Here is a 21,248-nt window from a genome sequence, read left to right as displayed (position 1 = left end):
GTTCATACCGGGCAAGTCGGCAGGGCCCGTCGAAGCGACCGGGGCGCGGGCCGATCAGGATTGCCCACCGATCTTGGGCAGGTGCCAATCGACGGCGCCTGCACAATATCGAACTGACAGTCGTCAGCAATGTTCCGGAGGAAGATGGAATTCGTGTATCGGGCTGCGCCGCCGCCAGAAGGTGGAGTATCGGCTCCTACAGTGCGGCGCGTTTCTCGATGATCTGGTTTGCGAGCTTGACCAGATCCGGGATCGCAGCCGGCTTCGACAGGTATGGCGCATCGTGAAAGACAGGCGCCTGGAACGCAGGATCATAGCCTGAATGCACTATGAAAGGCACATTCAGTGCCTTAAGCCGGCTGGCGGCAACACCGCGCTGCCCGTCCAGCAACTGAATATCGATGACGGCCACATCCGGCCTGTTGTCGGCCAACCAGGTTTCGGCCGCATGCTCAGAGGCTACACAGGCTACTCGGAACCCATTTTGCTTCAGTCCGTCTGCAACGTCCGAAGCGACCAGATATTCGTCTTCTACGATCAGTGCCAATGGCGCCTTCATATTCGCCTCCCGGCGTCCACCTGCGGACCTAACAAAACGCCGGCCGGCCGGTTCCATCATGAAGGGAGGCGGAGGACTGCTCCCGACTCAACGAGCGAGTGGGGGCCGCGAAGATTGCCTGACGTCTTGTTCAATTCTTCCGGGCCCGGAACTTGAGGGCCGCTCGGGGAAGCGAAGCACGCCCTTTTGCGACGCTTCATCCACATTGCCGACCGGATGGGGGCCGGCCTGGACCAGGCCGTCACCTTGGGCTTGGCCGAGCACGACCACGCCAGGCGCACCCAAAATAAGGTGTGATCTGAGCAGACGGGCAAGCTTGGGGTGCAGCCCGTCGCCTCTAGGTGCCGCCAATGTATCCAGCGGGAGTAAGGGATTCATCACATGCCCTTTCTTTGGCTGTGCAGCCTGCGGCCGTCGTGGAATAGTGAAGATTAAAGGCGCACCTATTGGAATTGTTCCGGCTGCCCTCACGATCGTCACCCGCAATACCGGACGGAATAACCGAAAATGCGCTACCGAACGGCGCGTTGTTCTTCACCTCCAGCATATCCATCTGGAACAGCAAGGCCTGACAGATGTTTTGTTGCGAAGGAGTTGCCCGATGACCTTACCTGACGAGCGGACCCCTGCCGAGGACCGGGGCGAAATCCAGGCAGGCACAACTCAAGACAAGACACCCGGGTTCGATCCAGCGGCCGCGCCGCAGGAGACGGACGCCGAGGCGGGGGGTTCCGCGAATTCAGCCCGCCCCGCTGTCCGGCATGAACCAAATTTCACCAACCAGGCGAGCTTCGCCAACGCAATGCGGCGTCCAGAGAACGCGCCCGACCTTCAGCCGACCAGGACGGGACCTGTGCTGGTGATTGCGGCGTTCGTGGTCCTGGCGGCAGCCGTGCTGCTGCTTGCCGCACTGCTGCGATAGTTGCCGGCGCACCACAAGTTTATAGCGGAAGGAGGCTATTTCGATGCCAAACTTAAGAAGGCTTCTTCGCCGTCTGTGGCCACGGAAAATTCAACCAGCGGCCGATCCATCACCGGTCGATGCGATCGTGCGGGTGTTGCGTGAAGCCAAGGATCAGGATTGGCGCGGCCACAAGGGATAGAGTTTCATACGTATAAATGTCGCGCCTACACCACCGGGTTGGCTGCACGCTCGACATGCGCCGGACCAAGTTGGTGTCTTCGGCTGTATTGCTTGACCATCATCGTTCCAGGAAATGGCCCAAGGCTCTCAGCGACGACAGCCGATCGGAAATGATCTTGAGCATAGCCAGTAGCGGGAACGCCAAAAGCGCCCCCGGCGCTCCCCACATCCAAAACCAGAATATCAGGGACAGGACGACAAGAACGGGATTCAAGGTAAAGCGGCGCGCCAGAAGGAGGGGGGTGACCGTCTCTCCTTCGATGAGATGAATCAGGAAATACAGCCCCGGCGGAAGAAGCGCCCACCACAGACTATCAAACCCAAGCAACCCCACCAGCAGAAAAATACCGACCCCGAGGAGAGGACCCAGAAAGGGAACGAAATTAAGCAGAAACGCAGTCGTGCCCCACAACAGTACGTCTCCGATCCCGCACAGATACATGGCTGCTGCGGTGGCCAATCCGACAAGAGCGTTCATGAGTGTTATCGTCAGCAGATAAATGGATATGTCACTTTCGATCCGTTGGAAAATCTCGACGGCCTGTCGTTTGTCGCCGAAATCCGGCAGTATCTCGACGAGGCGCCGAAGGAACGTGTCACCCGATAACAGGAGAAAATAGAGGACCAGGACCGTCGTGAGCAGTCCGTCCAGAACGGCCTTGGTGCCGGCGAACAATGTCCCGGCAAGACCGAGATCGCTGCGTACCGCTACCATGGTGTGCCCCTGCGGAGGCGCGTTTGCGACTTCCTCGGCAACTTCCAGCGCGCCTTGCAACTTGTTCACCGGGCCGCTTAGCACCATTAAATGCGCTTCCAATCTTGGCACGCCCTGGGGCAGTTTTTGAGCCCACGTCGCCGCGGGCTCGGACAGGGCGGCCACAAGACCGACCAATATCCCGACCACCAAGGCGATCGGCAAAATCGCTCCCAGTGCCCTCGGCACGAAAAAGCGTTCCAGCAGGCTGACAGCGGGTTGCAGGAGCAACTTGAGCACGACGGCAAGCACGAGCGGAAGCACTATGGCGCTCGCTGCAAAGGAGGCGGCAAGGATTGCCAGGAGGAAGAGCCCGCCTGTGAAGAATGTCACAAGGCGCAGGCGCGACGACTGGCTTGCGTGCGAGCTGTCGCTCGGTTCGCGGACGGGGTCAGTCATGCCTGCAGGAGCCGGCGACGATTGTTCGAGCCCGGTGCGTCCGTTCGGCGCTGAAATCTTTGCCCGCATGTCCGGTGTTGAGGCGTTCCTCCGTGATCCGCTGTTGCTGCTCGTGCGTGGCCTTGGCTGTTTACGACTCCGATCGTTTCTTGAGCACGATCAGGATCACCACACCGCTCACAAAACCGGCAAATGGCACTGATGTTCCCTGTTGGAACCAAGAAACGGTGGGCTTCGGAACAACCGGCTCCCGGGTCAGTTGGATACGGCTCCAACGACCGAAATTGATTTGGAACGACCCGTGGCCGTACGGAAAATCGACAAGGACAGACATGAGCGCACATCCCTTGTGGCGCGCGAACTGCTTGAAGCGGAACGCCTGGCGCGCCAGGCGAAGACGGCCCGGCTGCGCGAACAGCGCCTGGCTGGGACGCCGGCGGGCAAACCGCCGCCGTCCGCCGCGAATCTTAAGCCGCCGTCACGGAAGAGAACGAAAAATCATGGATATTAGCTGGCGCTTGGGTCAGTTCGACGATGCCGTAGCTGACCGCACAAATTGGGCAGCGTTTCAGCCAGGCCTGGTCGTCTTGCCAAGATGCATCGGCGTGGCCTGCCTATGTGCCTGTCTTGTCACTTTGTCGGCCCCGCTGGCGTCCTGATTGCCGGCTTGCCTCAGCGCCTTCGCCGCCTGGGTCAAGGCAACCCGGTCGCTACCATGTTGCGCGATGAGCCGCTTCACCTGTTCGGTGGTGACCCCATTCTGGCGCGCGAAATGCTCGATCTCGTGTTCTTCAACCACCGCCAGCGTATCTCGAATTTTACCTGCGCTCTTGGTCATCTTGAATCCTCCTCGAAGGGCGTCGACGATGAACGAACGCCATCCAGCGATAATCGTTGCCTTGGATTCCTGACGACCCAGCTAGGTGGCGTCTGTCCGCGGGTGATCACCAGAATCGGCCGCCAATGCTGTGTGGCAGGTTGGACGCCGAGCGATTCAAGGCAGGTGCAGCGGTCTTGCGCCGGATCAGGCCAGCCACGCGCCAGCGAGTGTCACCGATCGTCACGAGAAGGAATTCTCACTCCCCGGCGGCTGGATCCCGCAATCCAATCTCGGTCTCGTCATACATGTGCTCGTGGATGATGCCTAGGATTTGCAGCCTCACCTCCTCGCGCGCCTCCGGCTGGATGAATGGCATAAGGAGATCTACCGTCTCGTTGACTCGCTGCGGCAGATCGGCTCCCGGGTCGCTCAAGTAATTGCCATGCGCATAGATGTTCTCGGCCAGCTTTTTGTTCAGATCGGAAAACAGTCCCATGGCGGCCACTCCGCTTTTCCGCCCGGAACGGCTGAATGCTCAAAATAGTTCCATCCCACGGCGGCCGCCTCTGGCCAATATCTCGAAGCTTGAATGTCCCGGCCCAATTTGGGCGACAGACGACCGGCCGTGAGGTCCGCAACGTCAACACGCTTGCAAAGCTATGGCAGCGATGCCGGCGCGAGCTCAACCCTTCCGGCTGCGCTCGACGAACTTGTTGAAGCGGCTGGTTCCTCCGCTGCCGGGCTCGTCCTGGTGGAGGAAGGCAAGATCGTTCTCCTCGAATATCCGGAAGAACTCCTCCCACTCGACCGGTTCAAATGCCTCCTCCGGCTCACCGAAGTCGATGCGCAATATGCCGCCCTCGCCCTTCGTACGGATCACCGCGGGACGGCCGTCCCTCTCCTCTACCCATTTGCGGATTTCATCGTGGTTGGTGGTCGTCTTCGCCTCGGACATGGCTTTCCCTTTCTCGCTGCGGAACCGATGCGGCTCTAACAGCACGCAAAGGGCAATGTTCCAAGCAAGGCAGCCTGGTATCCAACTCGCAGCATCGGGAACGGCGGCGAGGAACTTTGTTGAAGCAGGGAACAAACCTTTTGTCCCGCAGTTCGGAAGCCCAACGTCAAATCCGCAAGGAGTTCTCGTGAAACGTGTACTGGTTACAGGGGGCTGCGGTTTCATTGGCCGGCATGTCGCCCAGGAACTCGTCGAACATGGTTATGAAGTGCGCATCCTGGACGTGCTCCTCGACCAGGTGCACGGCGGCGAAACCGTGAGCATCCCAGCTGAATCCGAGCTGATAAAGGGCGATGTGCGTGACCGAGGCGCAGTATCCGAAGCGGTCTCGCACATCGACGCCGTCATCCACCTCGCCGCCGAGGTCGGCGTCGGCCAATCCATGTACGAAATCACCCGCTACGTCGGCACGAACGATCTCGGCACGGCGACCCTGCTCGAGGCGTTGATCAAGAAGCCCGTCGAACGGATTGTCGTCGCTTCGTCGATGAGCATCTACGGCGAAGGGCTCTACGAGACACCGGATGGACGGCGCATCAACGGTGCCCGCCGCAGCCCGGTCGACGTCAGGGCCGGCCAGTGGGACCTGCTGTCGGCCGCGGGCGAAATGCTAGTGCCTGTGCCCACCGACGAGGAGAAGCGGCCCGACCTCGCCTCGATCTACGCGCTGACCAAATATGCGCAGGAGCGCGCGGTGCTGATCTTCGGCCAGGCCTACGATCTGGATGCGGTAGCGCTGCGGCTGTTCAACGTCTTCGGCGCCGGACAGGCGCTCGCCAATCCTTACACCGGCGTGCTCGCCAACTTCGCCTCGCGCCTTGCCAACGGCAAACGGCCGATGATCTTCGAGGACGGCAACCAAAAGCGCGACTTCGTCCATGTGCGCGACGTGGCTCGCGCTTTCCGGCTGGCCCTGGAGCAGCGCCCGGCCGCCGGCCACGCCATCAATATCGGCAGCGGGCGATCCTACACGATCAGCGAAGTCGCCCGCCTGCTTGCCGAGGCGATGGGCGTTCCGAAGCGCCCCCCCGAAATCCTCGGCAAGGCGCGCTCGGGCGACATCCGCAATTGCTTCGCCGACATCGCCAAGGCGCGCGAGCTGCTCGGCTTCGAACCCAGCCATCTGCTGGAGAACTCGCTCGGCGAATTCGCAGCCTGGGTTCGCAACAGCGTCGCCGTCGATCGTGGTGCCGACATGAAGCGCGAGCTTGAAGAGCGAGGGCTGGTGTCATGAGACAACCTCATCGCGATCATCGCAATCAACCTGCAGCGATTGTCGGCGGCAGCGGCTTCATTGGCTCCAATCTCGCCGACAGCTTGTTGTCGGATGGCGAGCCGGTGCTGGTCATCGACAATCTCAGCCGTCCCGGCGTCGAACAGAACCTCCAATGGCTGACGCAAAAACACGGCAGCCGTCTCAGTGTGGAAACTGTCGACATACGCGACCAGAGTAGCCTGGTTTCGGCGTTGGCGCCGGCCAAGGCGATCTTCCATCTGGCCGCGCAGACGGCCGTGACCACCAGCCTGCGCGATCCCACGGAAGACCTCGACATCAATCTCAGGGGCACGTTCAACGTGCTCGAAGCGGCACGTCTGGCGAGCGTGCCGGTGGTCTTTGCCAGCACCAACAAGGTCTACGGCAGCTTGCCCCAGGTCGCGGTGCGGGAAGCGGACGATCGCTACGAGCCCAGCGACGAAGCCATCCGCGCCAACGGCGTGGACGAGACGATCGGGTTGAATTTCTGCACGCCCTATGGCTGCTCGAAGGGCGCGGCGGACCAGTATGTCCTTGACTACGCCAAGTCCTACGGCCTGCCGACCGCGGTGCTGCGCATGAGTTGCATCTACGGACCGCGCCAGTTCGGCACCGAGGATCAGGGCTGGGTCGCGCATTTCCTGCTGAGCGCGCTCAGCGATCGGCCGATCACGATATACGGCAACGGCAAGCAGGTGCGCGACATCCTGCATGTGTCCGATGCGGTCGCCGCTTATCGCGGCGTGTTGGCCAGGATCGAAGATCTCAAGGGGCAGGCCTTCAATCTCGGCGGCGGACCGCGCAATGCGGTCAGCCTGCGAACGCTGCTGTCGGAGATCGCCGCCATAACCGGCCGCGACGTTGCGCTTCGCCATGATCTGCAACGCACCGGCGATCAGCCTTTCTTCGTCGCCGATACCCGCAAGATAGAGGACGCTCTCGGCTGGCGCGCGCATGTCCTGTGGCGCGAAGGTGTCCGCGATCTCGCCGGCTGGCTGCTGCGGCACCGTCTCCAGCCAGCTCCCGAAGCAGCGAGGTACGTCGCATGAAAATCGCACTGGTCAACCCGCACTGGACATACGAACACAGCATCTACTTCGGTTGCCGCCAACCGCACCTGCCGCTGGAGCTTGGTTACGCCAAAGCCCTGCTGGAAGCGGACGGTCACGCCGTGCTGATGCTGGACGGGCAACTGCAGGATCTCGACAACGCCGCGCTTGCCAAGCACGTAGCGGCGTTCGAGCCGGATATGACGGTGGTGACGACCGCGCCGACTTACCTCTTCTGGCGCTGCGCGCAGCCGGAGCTGCGGGTACCGGCAGAATTCCTGAAGCATCTCGCCGGGCGCGGCGGCCGCACCGTGGCTGTCGGGCCGCACGGCTCGGCGACGCCCGCTCCTACCCTGCGCAAGCTTGGCGTCGACATCGTCGTGCGCGGCGAATGCGAGGAAGTGGTGGCGGAGCTTGCCCGTCAAAGCGACTGGAGCGCCGTTTCGCACACGGCTCGGCTTGAAAACGACGAATTGATCTCAAACGGCGGAGTGCATGTCAGCGGCTTCGTCGACCACCCAGCGCTCCATTGGCCCTCGGACTGGATCGCGGCCCATGCGCACCATCATCACCGGTTCGACGCGAACCAGATAGGTGCCGGCGCGGAAGTGGAGGCGTCCCGGGGCTGCCCCTATAATTGCAGCTTCTGCGCCAAGATCGATTTCCGCGATGCGTACCGGCGCAGGAACCATGACGCCGTCGTTGCCGAGATCGACGGCCTGATCGCGCAGGGCGTCGGCTATGTGTATTTTATCGACGAGATCTTCCTGCCGCAGAAAGCGCTGCTTGAGGGGTTGATCGAGCGCGACGTCCAGTTCGGCGTCCAGACGCGGATCGATCTCTGGAAACCGGAGCTGCTGGAATTGCTGGGCGAAGCCGGCTGCGTCTCGATCGAAGCCGGCCTCGAAAGCCTGACCGTAGAAGGCCGCGAGATGCTGGCCAAGCGCTGCCGACTTGGGACCGAGGAATTGGCCGCGCTGCTGGTCAATGCCCGCCGTCATGTCCCTTTCGTCCAAGCCAATCTGATCGGCGTGGTCGAGGACGATCCGGCGCTGGTGGACTATTGGCGCAAGCACCTCATCGACAACGGCGTCTGGGCCAACGAGCCGGTGCCGCTCTATCCTTATCCAAGTTCGCCCAGCTACCGCGAGCTGTGGGGCGAACCCGACGATTTCGCTTGGGAGCGTGCGCATGAGCACTACCTCGCCTCGTTCCAGGCATTCAGCGACATCCAGGACCAGCGTCCACGCGCGCTTGCCGAGTTGGAGTGCTCATGCTGCAATCATTGACCTATCGCCCGAGACGTATCCTGATGACCACCGATGCCGTCGGCGGGGTCTGGCGCTATTCGCTCGATCTGGCGCGCGAGCTTGCGACCGGCGGCGACAGCATCATGCTGGCGGGTCTCGGGCCTCCGCCTTCGGCGGAGCAGGTCAGGGAGGCGCAATCGTTCACCACGCTCGAATGGCTTGAAAGCCCGCCTGACTGGATGACACGCGACGAGAACGATCTCGAGCAGTTTCCTGGCGAGCTGAAGGCCCTTGCGACCGCTTATGGCGCCGATCTCGTCCACCTCAACGCACCTACGCAAGCGGCGAAGCTCGATCTGCCTTGCCCTATCGTCGCGGTCTCGCATTCCTGCATCGTGACATGGCAGCATGCGGTGCGCGGCCAAGCCGTGGCAAGCGATTGGGCCTGGCAGAAAGATCGCAATAGGGCTGGGTTCGATCGCGCCGGGGTGGTCGTCGCGCCGAGTCGAAGCCACGCCGATATGCTTGAGACCTGCTACGGGCCGATCGCGCGGTTGAGCGTCGTCCACAACGGCGCCTTGCCCGGCCCGCTTGCGTCGCGCCGCGAGTCGTTCGTCCTCGCAGCCGCTCGCTGGTGGGACGATGGCAAGAACGCGGCGGTGCTGGATGCCGCGGCTGCGATCGCCGAATGGCCGGTCTATGCCGCCGGCCCGCTCGAAGGAGCGGCTGGACAAAGGGCTTGTCTCGATCATTGCGTCTCGCTCGGCTCGATCGGCCACGCCGAGGCACGTCAGCTTATGGCCAGGGCCAGTATTTTCGTTTCAACGTCAATCTACGAGCCCTTCGGACTTGCAGCTTTGGAGGCCGCGCTCTCGGGCACGCCATTAGTGCTCGCCGACATTGCAACCTATCGCGAGATATGGGACGGCGCGGCCATCTTCTTCGACGCACGTGATCCGCACGCGCTTGCAGAATGCATCGCCCGCCTCGCCCGCGACGCGGATTTGCGGCGCCAACTCAGCCGGCGCGGCGCTCGGCGTGCGCGCAGATATTCATTGCAGGCGCAGTCGGCGGCGATGCGCGAAATCTACGATCAGGCGGCGATGGCCGTGGCGGGGCATTGATCATGCAATTCGTGTTCTACACCCACTCGGTGGTGTCCGACTGGAACCATGGCAATGCGCATTTCCAGCGCGGCATCATGCGCGAGCTCATCACGCGTGGGCATCAAGTGATCGCGCTCGAGCCAGCCGACGGGTGGAGCCGTTCGAACCTGCTGACCGAGCAAGGCCCCTTCGCCATCGAACGTTTCCGCAAGGACTTCCCCGAGCTCGTTCCGGTGACCTACGACGCTTCTTTCGATCACGAGGCATGGATGGCCGACTCGGGTGTGGTGATCGTCCATGAGTGGACGGATCCAGATCTCGTCGCCCGCATTGGGCGAGCCAAGCTCAATGGCGGCAAATTCACGCTTCTGTTCCACGACACGCACCACCGCGCCGTCTCGTCGACGCAGTCGATTTCGGCGCTCCACCTGGAGCATTTTGACGGCGTTCTGGTTTTTGGCGGGGCATTGCGGGAGAGCTATCTTCGCGCCGGTTGGGGCAAACGGGCCTTCACCTGGCACGAGGCAGCGGACGATCGTTTGTTCAGGCCGCATCCCGAAATCGAGCCTGTGTCGGAGCTGGTCTGGATCGGCAATTGGGGCGATGAAGAACGCAGCGCCGAAATCCAGCAGTTCCTGATCGATCCGGCACGCGAGCTCGGCCTGTCGGGAACCGTTCATGGCGTGCGCTATCCAGCGGGAGCACTGGCCGCACTCGCCGATGCCGGCCTGCGCTACGAGGGCTGGATCGCCAATGCGGACGTTCCGAAAGCGTTCGCGCAGCACCGTGTCACAGTGCACATCCCGCGCCGGCCTTACCGAGAACACCTGCCCGGCATTCCCACGATCCGCATGTTCGAGGCATTGGCCTGCGGCATCCCTCTTGTCTCGGCGCCCTGGTCGGACGTCGAAGGACTGTTCCGTCCCGACACGGATTTCCTGTTCGCCCGCGACGGCGCCGAGATGCGGCAGCACCTGCGCGATGTGCTGCATGACGCCGAGCTTGCAAAGGCGCTGGCAGGAGCCGGACTGGAAACCATTCTCGCGCGCCACACATGCCGGCGCCGCGTGGATGAGTTGTTCGACATACTCGTCGCGTGCGGCAATCGGCATGCATTCGAGGGCGCATCAACAAAGGAGGCCGCCGCATGAAAATCGCGTTTTACGGATCCAGTCTGCTGTCGTCCTACTGGAACGGCGCCGCCACCTATTATCGCGGCCTGCTGAAGGCCCTGTCCCGACGCGGTTACGATATCGTCTTCTATGAGCCGGATGCCTTCGACCGGCAGAAACACCGCGATATCGAGCCCCCCGACTGGTGCGGCGTCGTCGTCTATGACGCAACGCCGGATGGGTTGATGGAGGTCGCATCCCGTGCCGCGCAGGCAGACATCGTCGTCAAGGCCAGCGGCGTCGGCTACGAAGACGAAGCCCTGTTGCGCGCTGTGCTCGACCACGCCCGCAGCGACGCGCTGACGGTGTTCTGGGATGTCGACGCCCCGGCGACACTCGGCGAATTGCGAAACGATTCCGACCATCCCCTCCACGAGGCGCTGAAGAGGATCGGCCTCGTGCTGACCTATGGCGGCGGCGATCCCGTCGTTTGGGATTACAGAGGATTTGGCGCGGCCGAATGCGTGCCTATCTACAATGCGCTCGATCCCGAGACGCACTTCCCTGTTGCCCAGGACCCCCGCTTCACCTGCGATCTCGCTTTTCTCGGCAATCGCCTGCCGGACCGCGAGGCACGGGTCGAGTCATTCTTTCTCGAGCCCGCGCGTGCCTCGGCCGGCCAAACCTTCCTGCTCGGCGGATCCGGCTGGGGTGACAAGCAGCTGCCGGCGAATGTCTCCTGGCTTGGGCATGTCGGCACCCGAGACCACAACGCTTTCAACGTCACGCCAAAAGCGGTGCTGAATATCAGCCGTGACAGCATGGCCACCAACGGATTTTCGCCCGCGACACGGGTCTTTGAGGCGGCTGGAGCTGGCGCCTGCCTCATCACCGACGCCTGGGCCGGCATTGAGATGTTCCTGACGCCCGGGGAGGAAATCCTGGTCGCGCGGGACGGCGCCGATGTTGCCGAGATTACGCGCACGCTCAGGCCACGGCGGGCGAAGGCGATCGGCGCGGCAGCGCTTCGGCGCGTTCTTGCCGAACACACCTACACGCTGAGAGCTGAACTGGTTGATACCATCTTCAAGGCGCATTTCGAGCGCCGGACCGTGGAGGCCGCGGAATGACGAAGCCGCTCGATATCGTTTTCCTCGGTCTTTCGTTGTCCTCTTCGTGGGGCAACGGCCATGCGACCACCTTTCGGGGGCTGTTGCGAGCGCTCAACAAACTCGGCCATCGTGTCACATTCCTGGAGCGCGACGTGCCCTGGTACGCACATCATCGCGACCTGCGCGAGCCCGATTTCTGCCGCTTGCGCTATTACGACACGGTCGACGAACTCCACCGCAAGCACAAGCGAGTGCTTCAGCGGGCCGATGTCGTGGTGGTCGGTTCCTTCGTACCCCAGGGCAGAGCGATCATCGACGAGCTCGCGTCGCTGCGCACCGGGCAATTCTGCTTTTATGACATCGACACGCCGGTGACGCTGGCAAGGGTTGCCGAAGATGATTGCGATTATCTGGCCCGCCGGCAGATTCCCTATTTCGACATCTATTTCTCCTTTACGGGCGGGCCGACTCTCGAACGCCTGACATCCGAATTCGGCGCCCGCCGGGCAGAGCCCCTCTACTGTTCCGTCGATCCCGAGCGACACCATCGAAACGGCAATACGATCGAATGGGATCTAGGCTACCTCGGCACCTACAGCGCGGACCGGCAGCAGACCCTGGAAGCACTTCTGCTTGAGCCTGCGCGTCGGCTCCCGGATCGACGCTTCGTCGTGGCGGGCGCGCAATATCCTCGCGATATCGCCTGGCCAGACAATGTCGCGCGGATCGAACATCTGCCGCCTGCCGAGCATGCCGATTTCTACAGCCGGCAGCGCTACACGCTAAATGTGACACGCACCTCGATGATCGCAGCCGGATGGTCGCCCAGCGTGCGGCTTTTCGAGGCTGCGGCGTGCGGGACGCCGATCATCAGCGACCGCTGGCCCGGCCTCGGTAATTTCTTTCCGGCTTCGGCGATCCAGACGGCCGGCAGCGCGGATGATGTGACGCGAATCCTTCTGACACAGTCAGACAGGGCAAGACTCCGTATGGCCAGACAGGCACATTCGCTGGTCCTGGCAAGACACACGGGAACCGCTCGGGCACGTGAATTCACGTCCGCACTGACGCAGTCAGGACAGATCCGTCCGGTGCTCGATCTGGGCGTCGAGAGTGCAGCATGACAGGCAGACGACAGGAGAACACAGAGATGCGGCGTTCAAAAAAGGCCCAACGGACACGGACGGTGCTTGTCGCCGGCGGTGCCGGTTTTCTCGGTTCGCACCTATGCGAAGCCCTGTTTCGCGATGGTTATCGCGTAATCTGTGTCGACAACTTTCTCACCGGCCGAATAGAAAACATCACGTCGCTCATCGGCCAATCGCGATTTCGGCTGATCGAGCAAGATATCTGCAATCCGCTCGAGCTCGGCGAGCCGGTCGATCGTATTTTCAACCTGGCATGTGCGGCATCGCCGCCCCGCTACCAAGCCGATCCCATCCACACGACGCGCACCTGCGTGATCGGAACGCTCAATCTGCTCGAGCTTGCAGTTTGCGACGACGCACGGTTCCTGCAGGCATCAACGAGCGAAGTCTATGGCGATCCCGAACAACATCCCCAACGCGAGGACTATCTCGGCCATGTGAACTGCACCGGCCCGCGCGCCTGCTACGACGAAGGCAAGCGCACCGCGGAGACGCTTTGCTTCGACTATCTGAGAGCCGACATGGCCGATGTCCGTGTTGCCCGCATCTTCAACACTTACGGGCCTAGGATGGATCCCGCCGACGGCCGCATCGTCTCGAATCTTGTCATGCAAGCGCTGGAAAAGCGGCCGCTGACGATATTCGGCGATGGCCGACAGACCCGGTCCTTCTGCTACGTCACCGATCTGGTCGAAGGACTGTTGCGGCTCATGGATATCGAGCCCAATCCGCGCCAGCCGATCAACCTGGGTAACCCTGGAGAATTCACCATCCTCGATCTGGCAGGCCTGGTGAGGGAACTGACCGGCACCAGATCGCCCGTGAAATTCCTGCCTTTGCCGGAAGACGACCCTCGCCGGCGGCGCCCCGACATCGCCCGTGCACGGTCGCTTCTTGGCTGGTCGCCCAAAGTGCCGCTTAGGCAAGGTCTGCTGCAGACGGTCATTTATTTCGCCGATCTTGGCAACGGTGCGGCAGAGCCGCCGGTCGCAGCGACAAACAGGTCGGGCGCAGGTGGATTTGAACCTGGCGGCCGCGACAATCCGGATGCGACCCGCGTTCTTTACGCCGAAGGGGAACATCCGACAGAGATTCTGGTTGGGCCCGATAACCCCCGGCACGGAGAACGCAGTCGTGCAGTCGAAGCGATCAGCCAAGGACATCGAGCAGATGGCGGCCGCGCAAACCGCCGACTTCCTGCGACGATCGTCCATCACGTATCTCGAATGTTGCGTCAGCCTGATGATGACGCATCTCCAACGCGAAGAAGTCGCCAGCATCCTCGAGCAGGAAGCTGACATGTTGCGCAGGCTGGACTGAGCCTTGAGCGTCAGATGTCATGACGAAAAAGCGGCTCAGTAGCAGGTCCGCGCACCACCTTGAAGAGGAACAGATATGAGCCTCGGCACAATCCTTATCATTATTCTGATCCTGCTGCTAATCGGCGCGATACCGACCTGGCCATATTCGTCGGGCTGGGGTTATGGGCCATCGGGCATCGTCGGCGTCATCCTAATCATCTTGGTGATCCTGGTGCTCATGGGCCGGGTTTGAGGGCCAGATTGGAAGGAATGAGCTGTTCCGTCCGCAGGTGGTGAGATGACATCTGGTCGCGGCCGATGGTGGCAAGCGGGTTCGACAGCATAGGTCGGCAGTCATCCTGCAGGTGTCGGGTCAATCCCGAACGGAACTCGCGCTGCCACCGACTTTCTTCTTCGCGGACGATCCGCTGCCGATCCAAAGCGCAGCAAGGATCAACGCGGCCGCTAAATAAAACGCGCTGGCGCCCACCCACATGATCAGGCCGCCGAGTTGCTGGTCTTCAAGCGCTGTCAGGCCCCATCGCGGCGCTGCCGAGTCGTTCCCCACGAATATCTGATTTTTCGACAGGGCCAGAATCGCGCCGAGCAGACCGCAATGCATGGAGGTGAAGAACAGATAAAACACCGACGCGCCGTGGCCTTTGCGGCGGGCGCGGCCATTGAGCAAGGCCCACCAGAAGAGCAGCGCACTCGTCAAGAAGCTGAAATGCTGCAGCCAGTGCACCGGCTCGCTCGCAAGTGCGACATTGAACAGGACCGGCATATGCCATAGCCAGATGGCGAGACCGTGCAGGACGGTGGCGGAGGCCGGCTCACTCAGGCTTCTCCATGTCATTCGCAGAAATGCCCAATGTGCGCCGCCGGCAAGGTGCCGCCGCGTGGAGGGCGGAAATGCCCACAACATGGCGCCGAAAGACCTCGACAGTACAAGCGCGGGAGCCGCGACGATCATCAGCACCTCGTGTTCGATCATGTGCGCGCTAAAGAGCCGCTCGCCCAGTCCATGCAGCGGAGACACAAGTGCCAGTCCAAGCGCCGCCCAGCCCGCCACAAAACAGCTCATTTGCCGCCAAGTGACGCCGCGTCCCGCTCCTGCCTGCCACCAAAGCCGGGCAACACCGCAGGTATAAAGGAACAATACGACGCCAAGCGGAATGACGGTCATGGCGGAGAATGACCAGCCGCCAGGTACCTGGTCCGCGCCGTGGGCGAACGCAACGGTCGGCGCCAGCAACGCGCATGGCGCCGAAAGGAGTCTTCCGAGCAACGACGCCTGGCGAAAGAGGCGGGCAATCCGCATCAGAGTCTCGGCACCCAATAAAGCACCGCGTAAAGCGGCAGCCACGAGAGCACGACGAAGTACCAGTAAAACGCATTGTCCTCGGCATCGCTGAAGCGTTTACCCCTGCCATGCCGCGTGAACATCAGCACGGTCAGGACAAGCGTATCGGCGACGTCGGTCAGCACATGCACACCGTGCAGGCCGAGCAGCAGCCAGACGAAGGAACCGTATGCATTGTCGCGCCAGCGTACCGGCAACGCCGTAAATTCGATGATGCGCAGCCCAATGAGCAGCAGACCGAGCGCACTCATGACGAGCAGCAGCAGGCGGACCGGGCGCAAGTCCTCCCGCATCGCCGCGCGCCTCGTCAGGAAGTTCGGCAGCGCGCTGACAACAAGGACAAGCGTGAAGAGCGAGGACCAGACCAGGTTCAAGGGAATGGCATCCCTCGCCCAATCCTTGTTGGTGACGGCCAGGTAGAGATAGCCGCCAATTCCAAGGGCGAAGCCGGTTCCTTCCAGCAGACAGAAGGAGAAGGTGCCCCACCATGGGGTGACGCGCGAGCCGAAGGCATAGGTCGGCAAACCCGAGACATCGATGACCGTGCGGGGCACTTAGGTGTTCTCCTCCATGGATTTCGGCCAGAACCAGGCAACGAGCACGATGGCGACGACAGGCGAACCCCAGGTTATCGCCCATGGCGTGTAGATCGAACCGATGAAGATCACGGCGGTGGCGAACGCCGCCAGAAAGGGCCAAATCGAAGGCGCCGGAGATTCCTCGCGAATATCAGGCCGGGCCTCGGTGACGCTTGTCACGACCAGTTCGCGTTCGTCGACCTTGAGGCCGCTCACCACCGGCTTGACATCGTCCTCATCCCAAAGCGGCGAGCCGCTTGTGACATAGGGAATGCGATCGAAATTCTGCGCCTGGGGCGGCGAGGTAGTCGCCCATTCCAGCGTATCGGCATTCCAGGGATTGTCGCCGGCTACGGGACCGGAGCGGGCGCTGACGGCCATATTGTAAAGCATCAGCACGAAGCTTGCGAAGAACAGCAGCGCACCGGCGCTGGCGAGCAGGTTGAGCCCGCCCCAGCCCATCTCCGCCGGGTACGTATAGACCCTGCGCGGCATGCCCCACAGGCCGAGCAGATGCATCGGAAAAAAGGCGATATTGAAACCGATGAAAGCGAGAGCGAACTGCCACTTGCCGAGCCGCTCATCCATCAGCCGACCCGTCACCTTCGGGAACCAATAGTAGACGGCGGCGACAAGCGGAAAGAGAGTGCCGCCAATCAGCACATAGTGGAAATGGGCGACGACGAAATAGGTATCGTGTACCTGCGTATCGATGGGCACCGACGCCAGCATGACACCCGAAAGTCCGCCTGCGACAAAGATGAAGAAAAAGCCGAGTACGAAGATCAGCGGCGTCTTGAGCACCGGCTTTCCGTCCCAAAGCGTGGCGATCCAGCAGAATATTTGCACGCCGTTCGGAATGGCGATAGCCATGCTGGAGGCGGTGAAGAATGCCGCGCCGACCTGTGGCAGGCCGGTCACGAACATGTGGTGGACCCATAGACCAAAGGACAGGAAGCAGATCGCGATCAGCGACAGCACCATCGGCAGATAACCGAATATCGGCCGCCGGGCGAAGGTTGCGATGATCGCCGAGACGAAAGCGGTTCCGGGCAGGAAGATAATATACACCTCGGGATGGCCGAAGAACCAGAACAGGTGCTGCCAAAGCAGCGGGTCGCCGCCGGCTTTGGCATTGAAGAACTGGGTGCCGACCAGCCGCTCCATGATCAGCATCGACGAGGCAAGCATGATCGCCGGCATGGCGAAGATGATGATAAAGGAGTTGACGAGCATCGCCCACACAAACAGCGGGATACGGTCGAGCGTCATGCCCGGCGCGCGCTGCTTCAGCACTGTGACGACGATCTCCACAGATACCGCAAGCGCAGCGACTTCGGTAAAGGTGATCATCTGCGCCCAGTAGTCGGGCCCCTTGCCTGGAGTGAAATCCAGGTTTGCGAGCGGCACATAAGAGAACCAACCGACATCCGGGCGAATGCTCAACGCGAACCCGCCCCATAACATCAGGCCGCCGAACAGGTAGACGTAGTAGGAAAAGGCGTTGAGGCGCGGAAAGGCGATATTGCGCGTGCCGACCATGAGCGGCACGAGGTAGACGGCGAACGCCTCGCCGACGGGCACCCCGAACAGGAACATCATCGTGGTGCCGTGCATGGTGAAAAGCTGGTTGTAGAGCTCGGCATCGACGAGGTGGCTGTCCGGTCGCGCAAGCTGCAGCCGCATGATGATCGCTAGAATGCCGCCGGCGAGCAGGAACGCGAAGGCGGTCACGGCATAGCGGATTCCGATGATCTTGTGGTCGACGGTTGAAAGGGCGCCGATCAGGCCGCGCGTCGTGCCCCAGGTTTTGTTCAACCTTGCGCGCAGTTCCTCGTCGCCCAGATCGGAGTCACGGGCCGCGCGAGGTTCTTCGACCGAAAGGCTCATTGCAAGTTCTCAGGCAAAGTGGACGTCACGGCGCTTTGCTGCGCCAGATCGACCGGCTTTGCCGCCGCAGCCTGACCGGCGCGCCAGCGTTGGAAATCGTTCGGCTCCAGCGCCACGACGAATATCGCCATATGCGCATGCTGCTGACCGCAAAATTCGGCACACTGGCCGCGATATATGCCGGGCTTGCTCGCTTCGATACGGAGTTCGTTGCTTTTGCCGGGGATGAGATCGAGCTTGCCCGCGAGACTTGGTATCCAGAACGAATGGATGACATCCGCCGTGGCGAGCTTGATGTCGACCGGGCTGCCGACCGGGATGCGAATCTCGTTCGCCGTTTCGAAGCCGTCGTTTCCTTCATAGCGGACTTGCCACCACCACTGGTGCCCGGTGACCGAGATTGCCAGCGCGCCGCCGGCCCCACTCCCAAAAATCGCCCTTTGTCCGCCGAAGCTGAGCAGGGCCAAACCTGAGAGGATAATGGTGGTGGACGTCAGCATCGCGGCAAAGGCGATAAGCATCGGCCGGTTGACGGCTGGGCGCGCGCCTTCTGCCGGTTCGCCCCGACTGTCGCGCCGGTGCGTCAGCGCGAGTAGCAGGCCAGCCATGGTGACGAGCCAGACGAGACCGAGCACCGCCGTGAAGGTCCAGAACAGAACAGCCAGCGTGTCGGCCTGCTCGCCATGCGGATCTAGCGCCGACTGCACTCCGGCGCAGCCCGGAAGGAGAGCGGAGTCAACAATGACAGCCAGCGGACCGGCCAACGGCGACCGAGCCCTCTCGGAGACACCCCGAAACAGGGGGAGCGCGGCATCCGGAACTCTCCCGTCCCGTTCCGTGTTGTTGGATTCTTCCCATGTCGAAGGGGCCGAGCCGTGAGTCTCAGACGCGACATCAAGATTTTCGGCGAGCCCGGCTTCTATCTTGCGACGCTCCTTGCCTTCTGCCTCATTGGCGGCGTTCTTCTGTTTTGCGGTATTTACGCGCCATAGCTGCGACGGTGGACGTCCGGGGCAGTCGCCGACCCCGAAGTTCTGCATCTCGTGAGCCGGCCAAAGATCCATTCGGGGTGGTCACCAAGAGGAAGACGCTTCACTCGGCTGCCTGCCTAACCGGCCATCCGTGAGTTTTAGAACCGGTAGGGAAGAATAAAGTTCCTTGAGCTTGCCTCGACGCAGGCTACGTGGCACCGCCCTTCCCTGCTCGGCAGACTTCCGCGACATCCAGATGTATTCATTGACGGCCTTCAGAGCGCTTGGAGAAATAGGCCGCTGCTGCCCGTATGTCCTCGTCCGTAAGGCGTTGGGCCGCGGCGGCCATGATACGCCAGAATTGCGTACCGCCCCTGCCCTCGGACCGGAACAGCTTCAGTTGCCCTTCGAGATAGGGCGCGTGCTGGCCGTCGAGGCGGGGATAGTTCGGATTCTTGTCAGCGCCGATGTGGCAGCCGGAACAGGCAGGGACGTTCCGTTCCGGAATTCCGGCCTCCGCGATTTGCTGTCCTCTGTTGATCACTTCCGCCGGGACTGGATCGCCGTCCGTCGAGACCGGCGGCTGTGCTGCAAAATGGCGGGCAAGCGCGGCCATCTCCGCGGGGGTGATGCCGGTCACCGGCAGGGCCATGAAGCCGCTTGTGCGATCGCCTCTGGCAAAGGCCTCGAGGCTGGCGAGCAGGTACGCTTCGTTTTGCCCGGCGAGCGCAGGGATGAGACCACTCCTCCCCTCGCCGTCACTCCCGTGGCAGCGAGTGCAGTTGGCGAGTGCGCCCGGATTAGTAGGCTGCTGCGCGTTGCCTATTGCGCCCCCGGCGTCAAAAGCAAGTGCCCGAAATTCGTTCGCATCGAGTTTCGGCAGTTCCCGCAGGAAAGCAACCATCGCCCAGACTTCGTCATCGCGGTCGCGGGCCGGCCATGCGGGCATTCCTGTGAAACGTATCCCGTGCTTGACGATTCGAAAAAGCTGGGCGTCGGTCCAATCTCCGACCGTCAGCGCCAGATCCGGCGGTTGTGGAAGCATGCGCAGCACCGCCGGCGAGCGAAGTTCGCCAGGTGCGCCGTGGCAGATCGCGCAGCCTTGCGCAAAATGGCCGGCCGCTGCCGGGATCCCGCGCCTGTCGAGAGTTCTCGGCGCGTTTACGGTCAAAGCATAAGTGCGCACGGCCGAGCGCATGGCGAGTTCCAGAAACCAGGCCGTCACCTTCCAATGGCCGGTGCTGGCACCAACGTTGAAAAACCCAATCCACGCTCCGAGCAAAATGACGATAGGCAAACAGACGGCGGCAATGAGAACGTGCTTGAGTCGGACCATTGTCGGCTGGTTCGTCACCCTGCTGATCTCATCTTCTTCCTCGGAAGGGGCATTGGGCGCCTTTGTCCGAGGATAGATCCGATGACCGGACATCACTGCAAGGCTTTCAGGTAGCGCGCGATCGTCTGGATTTCGATTTGCGGAAGCATATCGAACGCAGGCATTTTCACACCCGGTTTTAGTAAATCAGGTCGAGCGATGAAACGTGCTATGGCTTCCTCGGTGTTCGGCAGGACCCCCGCACCAATTGCTCTTCGCGACCCGACGTGGGACAGGTCCGGGCCAATCGTCCCATGGGCCTCGGTGCCTCTTATGGCATGACACGCGCCGCAACCGTTGCGTAGGAACAACGACAGCCCGCTATCCGGCGGGGACTGAGATCCGGTTGGCGCTTCGGCCCGCTGTGTAGCTTCGATCGTCGTGAACGTCGGCACACCCGGCGGCTCGACAGGTCCCGCACATTCGACTTCTGCGGCGACCCAGATACCAGCGTTGGCGGGAACCCAGAGCGCGCAACCCACCAGCAGAAAGAGGGCGGCGTTCAACGACATGGTATTCCTCCCGCGCTTTAACTTGGGAGACCCGGCGAGGTTCCATGGCCTTCGCCGGCGTTTTGAGCACCCGGATCGGAACAACTGGCCGAGCTACGGCTTTTTAAGCACGACATTTACACAACGGTGATCAGGTTTTCACCGATGGCCGGGGAGCCACGCCGTTAATGCACGTGCCGACAACGGCAGTCTGGCTCCGACCGCAAGAAGGAAGCGAATGTCAGATATTCCCGCCGAAGAAATCGAGGGCCGGCTGAACGCTATTCGAGTGCTCGTGACCTTGCTGCTCACCGAAGCCGCCAAAGATTCCAGCAATCCCGAACACCTGTTTGAGCAAATCGAGGATGAGCTGCAGCTTCAAAATCACCAGGAAGATCCCGGCGTCCTACCGTCCAGGGCCTTTGCGATCGAAGCCGCCCAGGCCAGCGAGCTAAAGGTGATCGCAGACGGAGCGAGAGCTCGACTTGCCGAGTTGAAGTCAAAATCGCGCTAGAACTGGCCATCTAGGACAGACCTCTCCCGAGCCCGGCAGCCG

22 protein-coding genes and 1 pseudogene are annotated in these 21,248 nt (G+C 61.9%); 11 read left to right on the top strand and 12 right to left on the bottom strand.

All coding sequences use genetic code 11. The features are described 5' to 3' along the window. Nucleotides 1–196 precede the first annotated feature (196 nt). Nucleotides 197–559, bottom strand: coding sequence for a response regulator (locus LB568_RS15290; RefSeq protein WP_013897164.1), 363 nt, complete (start codon nt 557–559; stop codon nt 197–199). Between the two features lie 424 nt (nt 560–983). On the opposite strand from LB568_RS15290, the gene LB568_RS15285 reads away from it, so the two are divergent. Beyond that, the gene (locus LB568_RS15285; RefSeq protein ID WP_224730566.1) at nt 984–1,481 is read left to right on the top strand and encodes a hypothetical protein; all 498 of its coding nucleotides are present in this window, start codon (nt 984–986) and stop codon (nt 1,479–1,481) included. Nucleotides 1,482–1,761: 280 nt separating this feature from the next. On the opposite strand, the gene LB568_RS15280 is transcribed toward LB568_RS15285, so the two are convergent. The 5 genes from LB568_RS15280 to LB568_RS15260 all read right to left on the bottom strand — a co-directional run bounded on the left by LB568_RS15280 (nt 1,762) and on the right by LB568_RS15260 (nt 4,631). Beyond that, on the bottom strand, nt 1,762–2,856 hold the full coding sequence (locus LB568_RS15280) for an AI-2E family transporter (protein WP_224730565.1): 1,095 nt from the start codon (nt 2,854–2,856) through the stop codon (nt 1,762–1,764). Between the two features lie 130 nt (nt 2,857–2,986). Beyond that, a complete protein-coding gene (locus LB568_RS15275) occupies nt 2,987–3,190 on the bottom strand; it encodes a hypothetical protein (RefSeq protein WP_224730564.1) in 204 nt (67 codons plus the stop codon). Nucleotides 3,191–3,424: 234 nt separating this feature from the next. Beyond that, on the bottom strand, nt 3,425–3,694 hold the full coding sequence (locus LB568_RS15270; protein ID WP_013897168.1) for a DUF3606 domain-containing protein: 270 nt from the start codon (nt 3,692–3,694) through the stop codon (nt 3,425–3,427). A 238-nt stretch (nt 3,695–3,932) separates the two neighbouring features. Continuing rightward, the gene (locus tag LB568_RS15265) at nt 3,933–4,172 is read right to left on the bottom strand and encodes a hypothetical protein (RefSeq protein WP_013897169.1); all 240 of its coding nucleotides are present in this window, start codon (nt 4,170–4,172) and stop codon (nt 3,933–3,935) included. A 186-nt stretch (nt 4,173–4,358) separates the two neighbouring features. Next, nucleotides 4,359–4,631 carry a hypothetical protein gene (locus tag LB568_RS15260; protein ID WP_013897170.1) on the bottom strand — a complete coding sequence of 91 codons (273 nt, stop codon included), beginning with the start codon at nt 4,629–4,631 and terminating at the stop codon, nt 4,359–4,361. Nucleotides 4,632–4,818: 187 nt separating this feature from the next. Here LB568_RS15260 and LB568_RS15255 point away from each other — a divergent pair, with 187 nt between their 5' ends. The 9 genes and pseudogenes from LB568_RS15255 to LB568_RS15215 all read left to right on the top strand — a co-directional run bounded on the left by LB568_RS15255 (nt 4,819) and on the right by LB568_RS15215 (nt 14,277). Further along, the gene (locus tag LB568_RS15255) at nt 4,819–5,925 is read left to right on the top strand and encodes an NAD-dependent epimerase/dehydratase family protein (RefSeq protein WP_140572489.1); all 1,107 of its coding nucleotides are present in this window, start codon (nt 4,819–4,821) and stop codon (nt 5,923–5,925) included. Then, nucleotides 5,922–6,995, top strand: a complete 1,074-nt coding sequence (locus tag LB568_RS15250; protein ID WP_224730563.1) for an NAD-dependent epimerase/dehydratase family protein — start codon at nt 5,922–5,924, stop codon at nt 6,993–6,995. The genes LB568_RS15255 and LB568_RS15250 overlap by 4 nt, the downstream gene beginning before the upstream one ends. Beyond that, nucleotides 6,992–8,284 (top strand): TIGR04295 family B12-binding domain-containing radical SAM protein, encoded by a 1,293-nt coding sequence (locus LB568_RS15245; RefSeq protein WP_140572487.1) that lies wholly within the window; start codon nt 6,992–6,994, stop codon nt 8,282–8,284. The genes LB568_RS15250 and LB568_RS15245 overlap by 4 nt, the downstream gene beginning before the upstream one ends. After that, nucleotides 8,269–9,369 (top strand): glycosyltransferase family 4 protein, encoded by a 1,101-nt coding sequence (locus LB568_RS15240; protein ID WP_140572486.1) that lies wholly within the window; start codon nt 8,269–8,271, stop codon nt 9,367–9,369. The genes LB568_RS15245 and LB568_RS15240 overlap by 16 nt, the downstream gene beginning before the upstream one ends. Nucleotides 9,370–9,371: 2 nt before the next feature. Beyond that, nucleotides 9,372–10,502, top strand: coding sequence for a glycosyltransferase (locus LB568_RS15235; RefSeq protein WP_224730562.1), 1,131 nt, complete (start codon nt 9,372–9,374; stop codon nt 10,500–10,502). Then, the gene (locus LB568_RS15230) at nt 10,499–11,593 is read left to right on the top strand and encodes a glycosyltransferase (protein WP_013897176.1); all 1,095 of its coding nucleotides are present in this window, start codon (nt 10,499–10,501) and stop codon (nt 11,591–11,593) included. Before LB568_RS15235 ends, LB568_RS15230 begins: the two co-directional genes overlap by 4 nt. After that, a complete protein-coding gene (locus LB568_RS15225; RefSeq protein WP_013897177.1) occupies nt 11,590–12,699 on the top strand; it encodes a glycosyltransferase in 1,110 nt (369 codons plus the stop codon). The genes LB568_RS15230 and LB568_RS15225 overlap by 4 nt, the downstream gene beginning before the upstream one ends. Before the next feature lie 26 nt (nt 12,700–12,725). Then, nucleotides 12,726–13,727, top strand: a pseudogene (locus LB568_RS15220) (UDP-glucuronic acid decarboxylase family protein); the annotation flags it as partial. A 391-nt stretch (nt 13,728–14,118) separates the two neighbouring features. Continuing rightward, on the top strand, nt 14,119–14,277 hold the full coding sequence (locus tag LB568_RS15215; protein ID WP_140572482.1) for a DUF3309 family protein: 159 nt from the start codon (nt 14,119–14,121) through the stop codon (nt 14,275–14,277). A 120-nt stretch (nt 14,278–14,397) separates the two neighbouring features. Here the strand turns inward: LB568_RS15215 and LB568_RS15210 are convergent, their stop codons facing one another. The 6 genes from LB568_RS15210 to LB568_RS15185 all read right to left on the bottom strand — a co-directional run bounded on the left by LB568_RS15210 (nt 14,398) and on the right by LB568_RS15185 (nt 20,713). Continuing rightward, nucleotides 14,398–15,345, bottom strand: a complete 948-nt coding sequence (locus LB568_RS15210; RefSeq protein WP_224730561.1) for a cytochrome c oxidase assembly protein — start codon at nt 15,343–15,345, stop codon at nt 14,398–14,400. Further along, the gene (locus tag LB568_RS15205) at nt 15,345–15,941 is read right to left on the bottom strand and encodes a cytochrome c oxidase subunit 3 (protein WP_224730560.1); all 597 of its coding nucleotides are present in this window, start codon (nt 15,939–15,941) and stop codon (nt 15,345–15,347) included. The genes LB568_RS15210 and LB568_RS15205 overlap by 1 nt, the downstream gene beginning before the upstream one ends. Then, the gene (gene ctaD, locus LB568_RS15200; protein ID WP_224730559.1) at nt 15,942–17,855 is read right to left on the bottom strand and encodes a cytochrome c oxidase subunit I; all 1,914 of its coding nucleotides are present in this window, start codon (nt 17,853–17,855) and stop codon (nt 15,942–15,944) included. Continuing rightward, nucleotides 17,852–18,919, bottom strand: coding sequence for a cytochrome c oxidase subunit II (gene coxB / locus LB568_RS15195; protein WP_224730558.1), 1,068 nt, complete (start codon nt 18,917–18,919; stop codon nt 17,852–17,854). The genes ctaD and coxB overlap by 4 nt, the downstream gene beginning before the upstream one ends. A gap of 169 nt (nt 18,920–19,088) precedes the next feature. Then, on the bottom strand, nt 19,089–20,180 hold the full coding sequence (locus tag LB568_RS15190; RefSeq protein WP_224730557.1) for a c-type cytochrome: 1,092 nt from the start codon (nt 20,178–20,180) through the stop codon (nt 19,089–19,091). A gap of 74 nt (nt 20,181–20,254) precedes the next feature. Further along, nucleotides 20,255–20,713 carry a c-type cytochrome gene (locus LB568_RS15185; RefSeq protein ID WP_224730556.1) on the bottom strand — a complete coding sequence of 153 codons (459 nt, stop codon included), beginning with the start codon at nt 20,711–20,713 and terminating at the stop codon, nt 20,255–20,257. Between the two features lie 217 nt (nt 20,714–20,930). Here LB568_RS15185 and LB568_RS15180 point away from each other — a divergent pair, with 217 nt between their 5' ends. Next, nucleotides 20,931–21,206: a hypothetical protein gene (locus LB568_RS15180; protein WP_013897186.1), complete on the top strand. Its 276-nt coding sequence runs from the start codon at nt 20,931–20,933 to the stop codon at nt 21,204–21,206. Nucleotides 21,207–21,248 lie beyond the last annotated feature (42 nt).

It is taken from the genome of Mesorhizobium sp. B263B2A, from assembly GCF_020165775.1.
Lineage (GTDB): Bacteria > Pseudomonadota > Alphaproteobacteria > Rhizobiales > Rhizobiaceae > Mesorhizobium > Mesorhizobium opportunistum.
The sequence above is the reverse complement of the archived record's forward strand: the minus strand, read 5'-3'. Positions and strand labels throughout refer to the sequence as shown.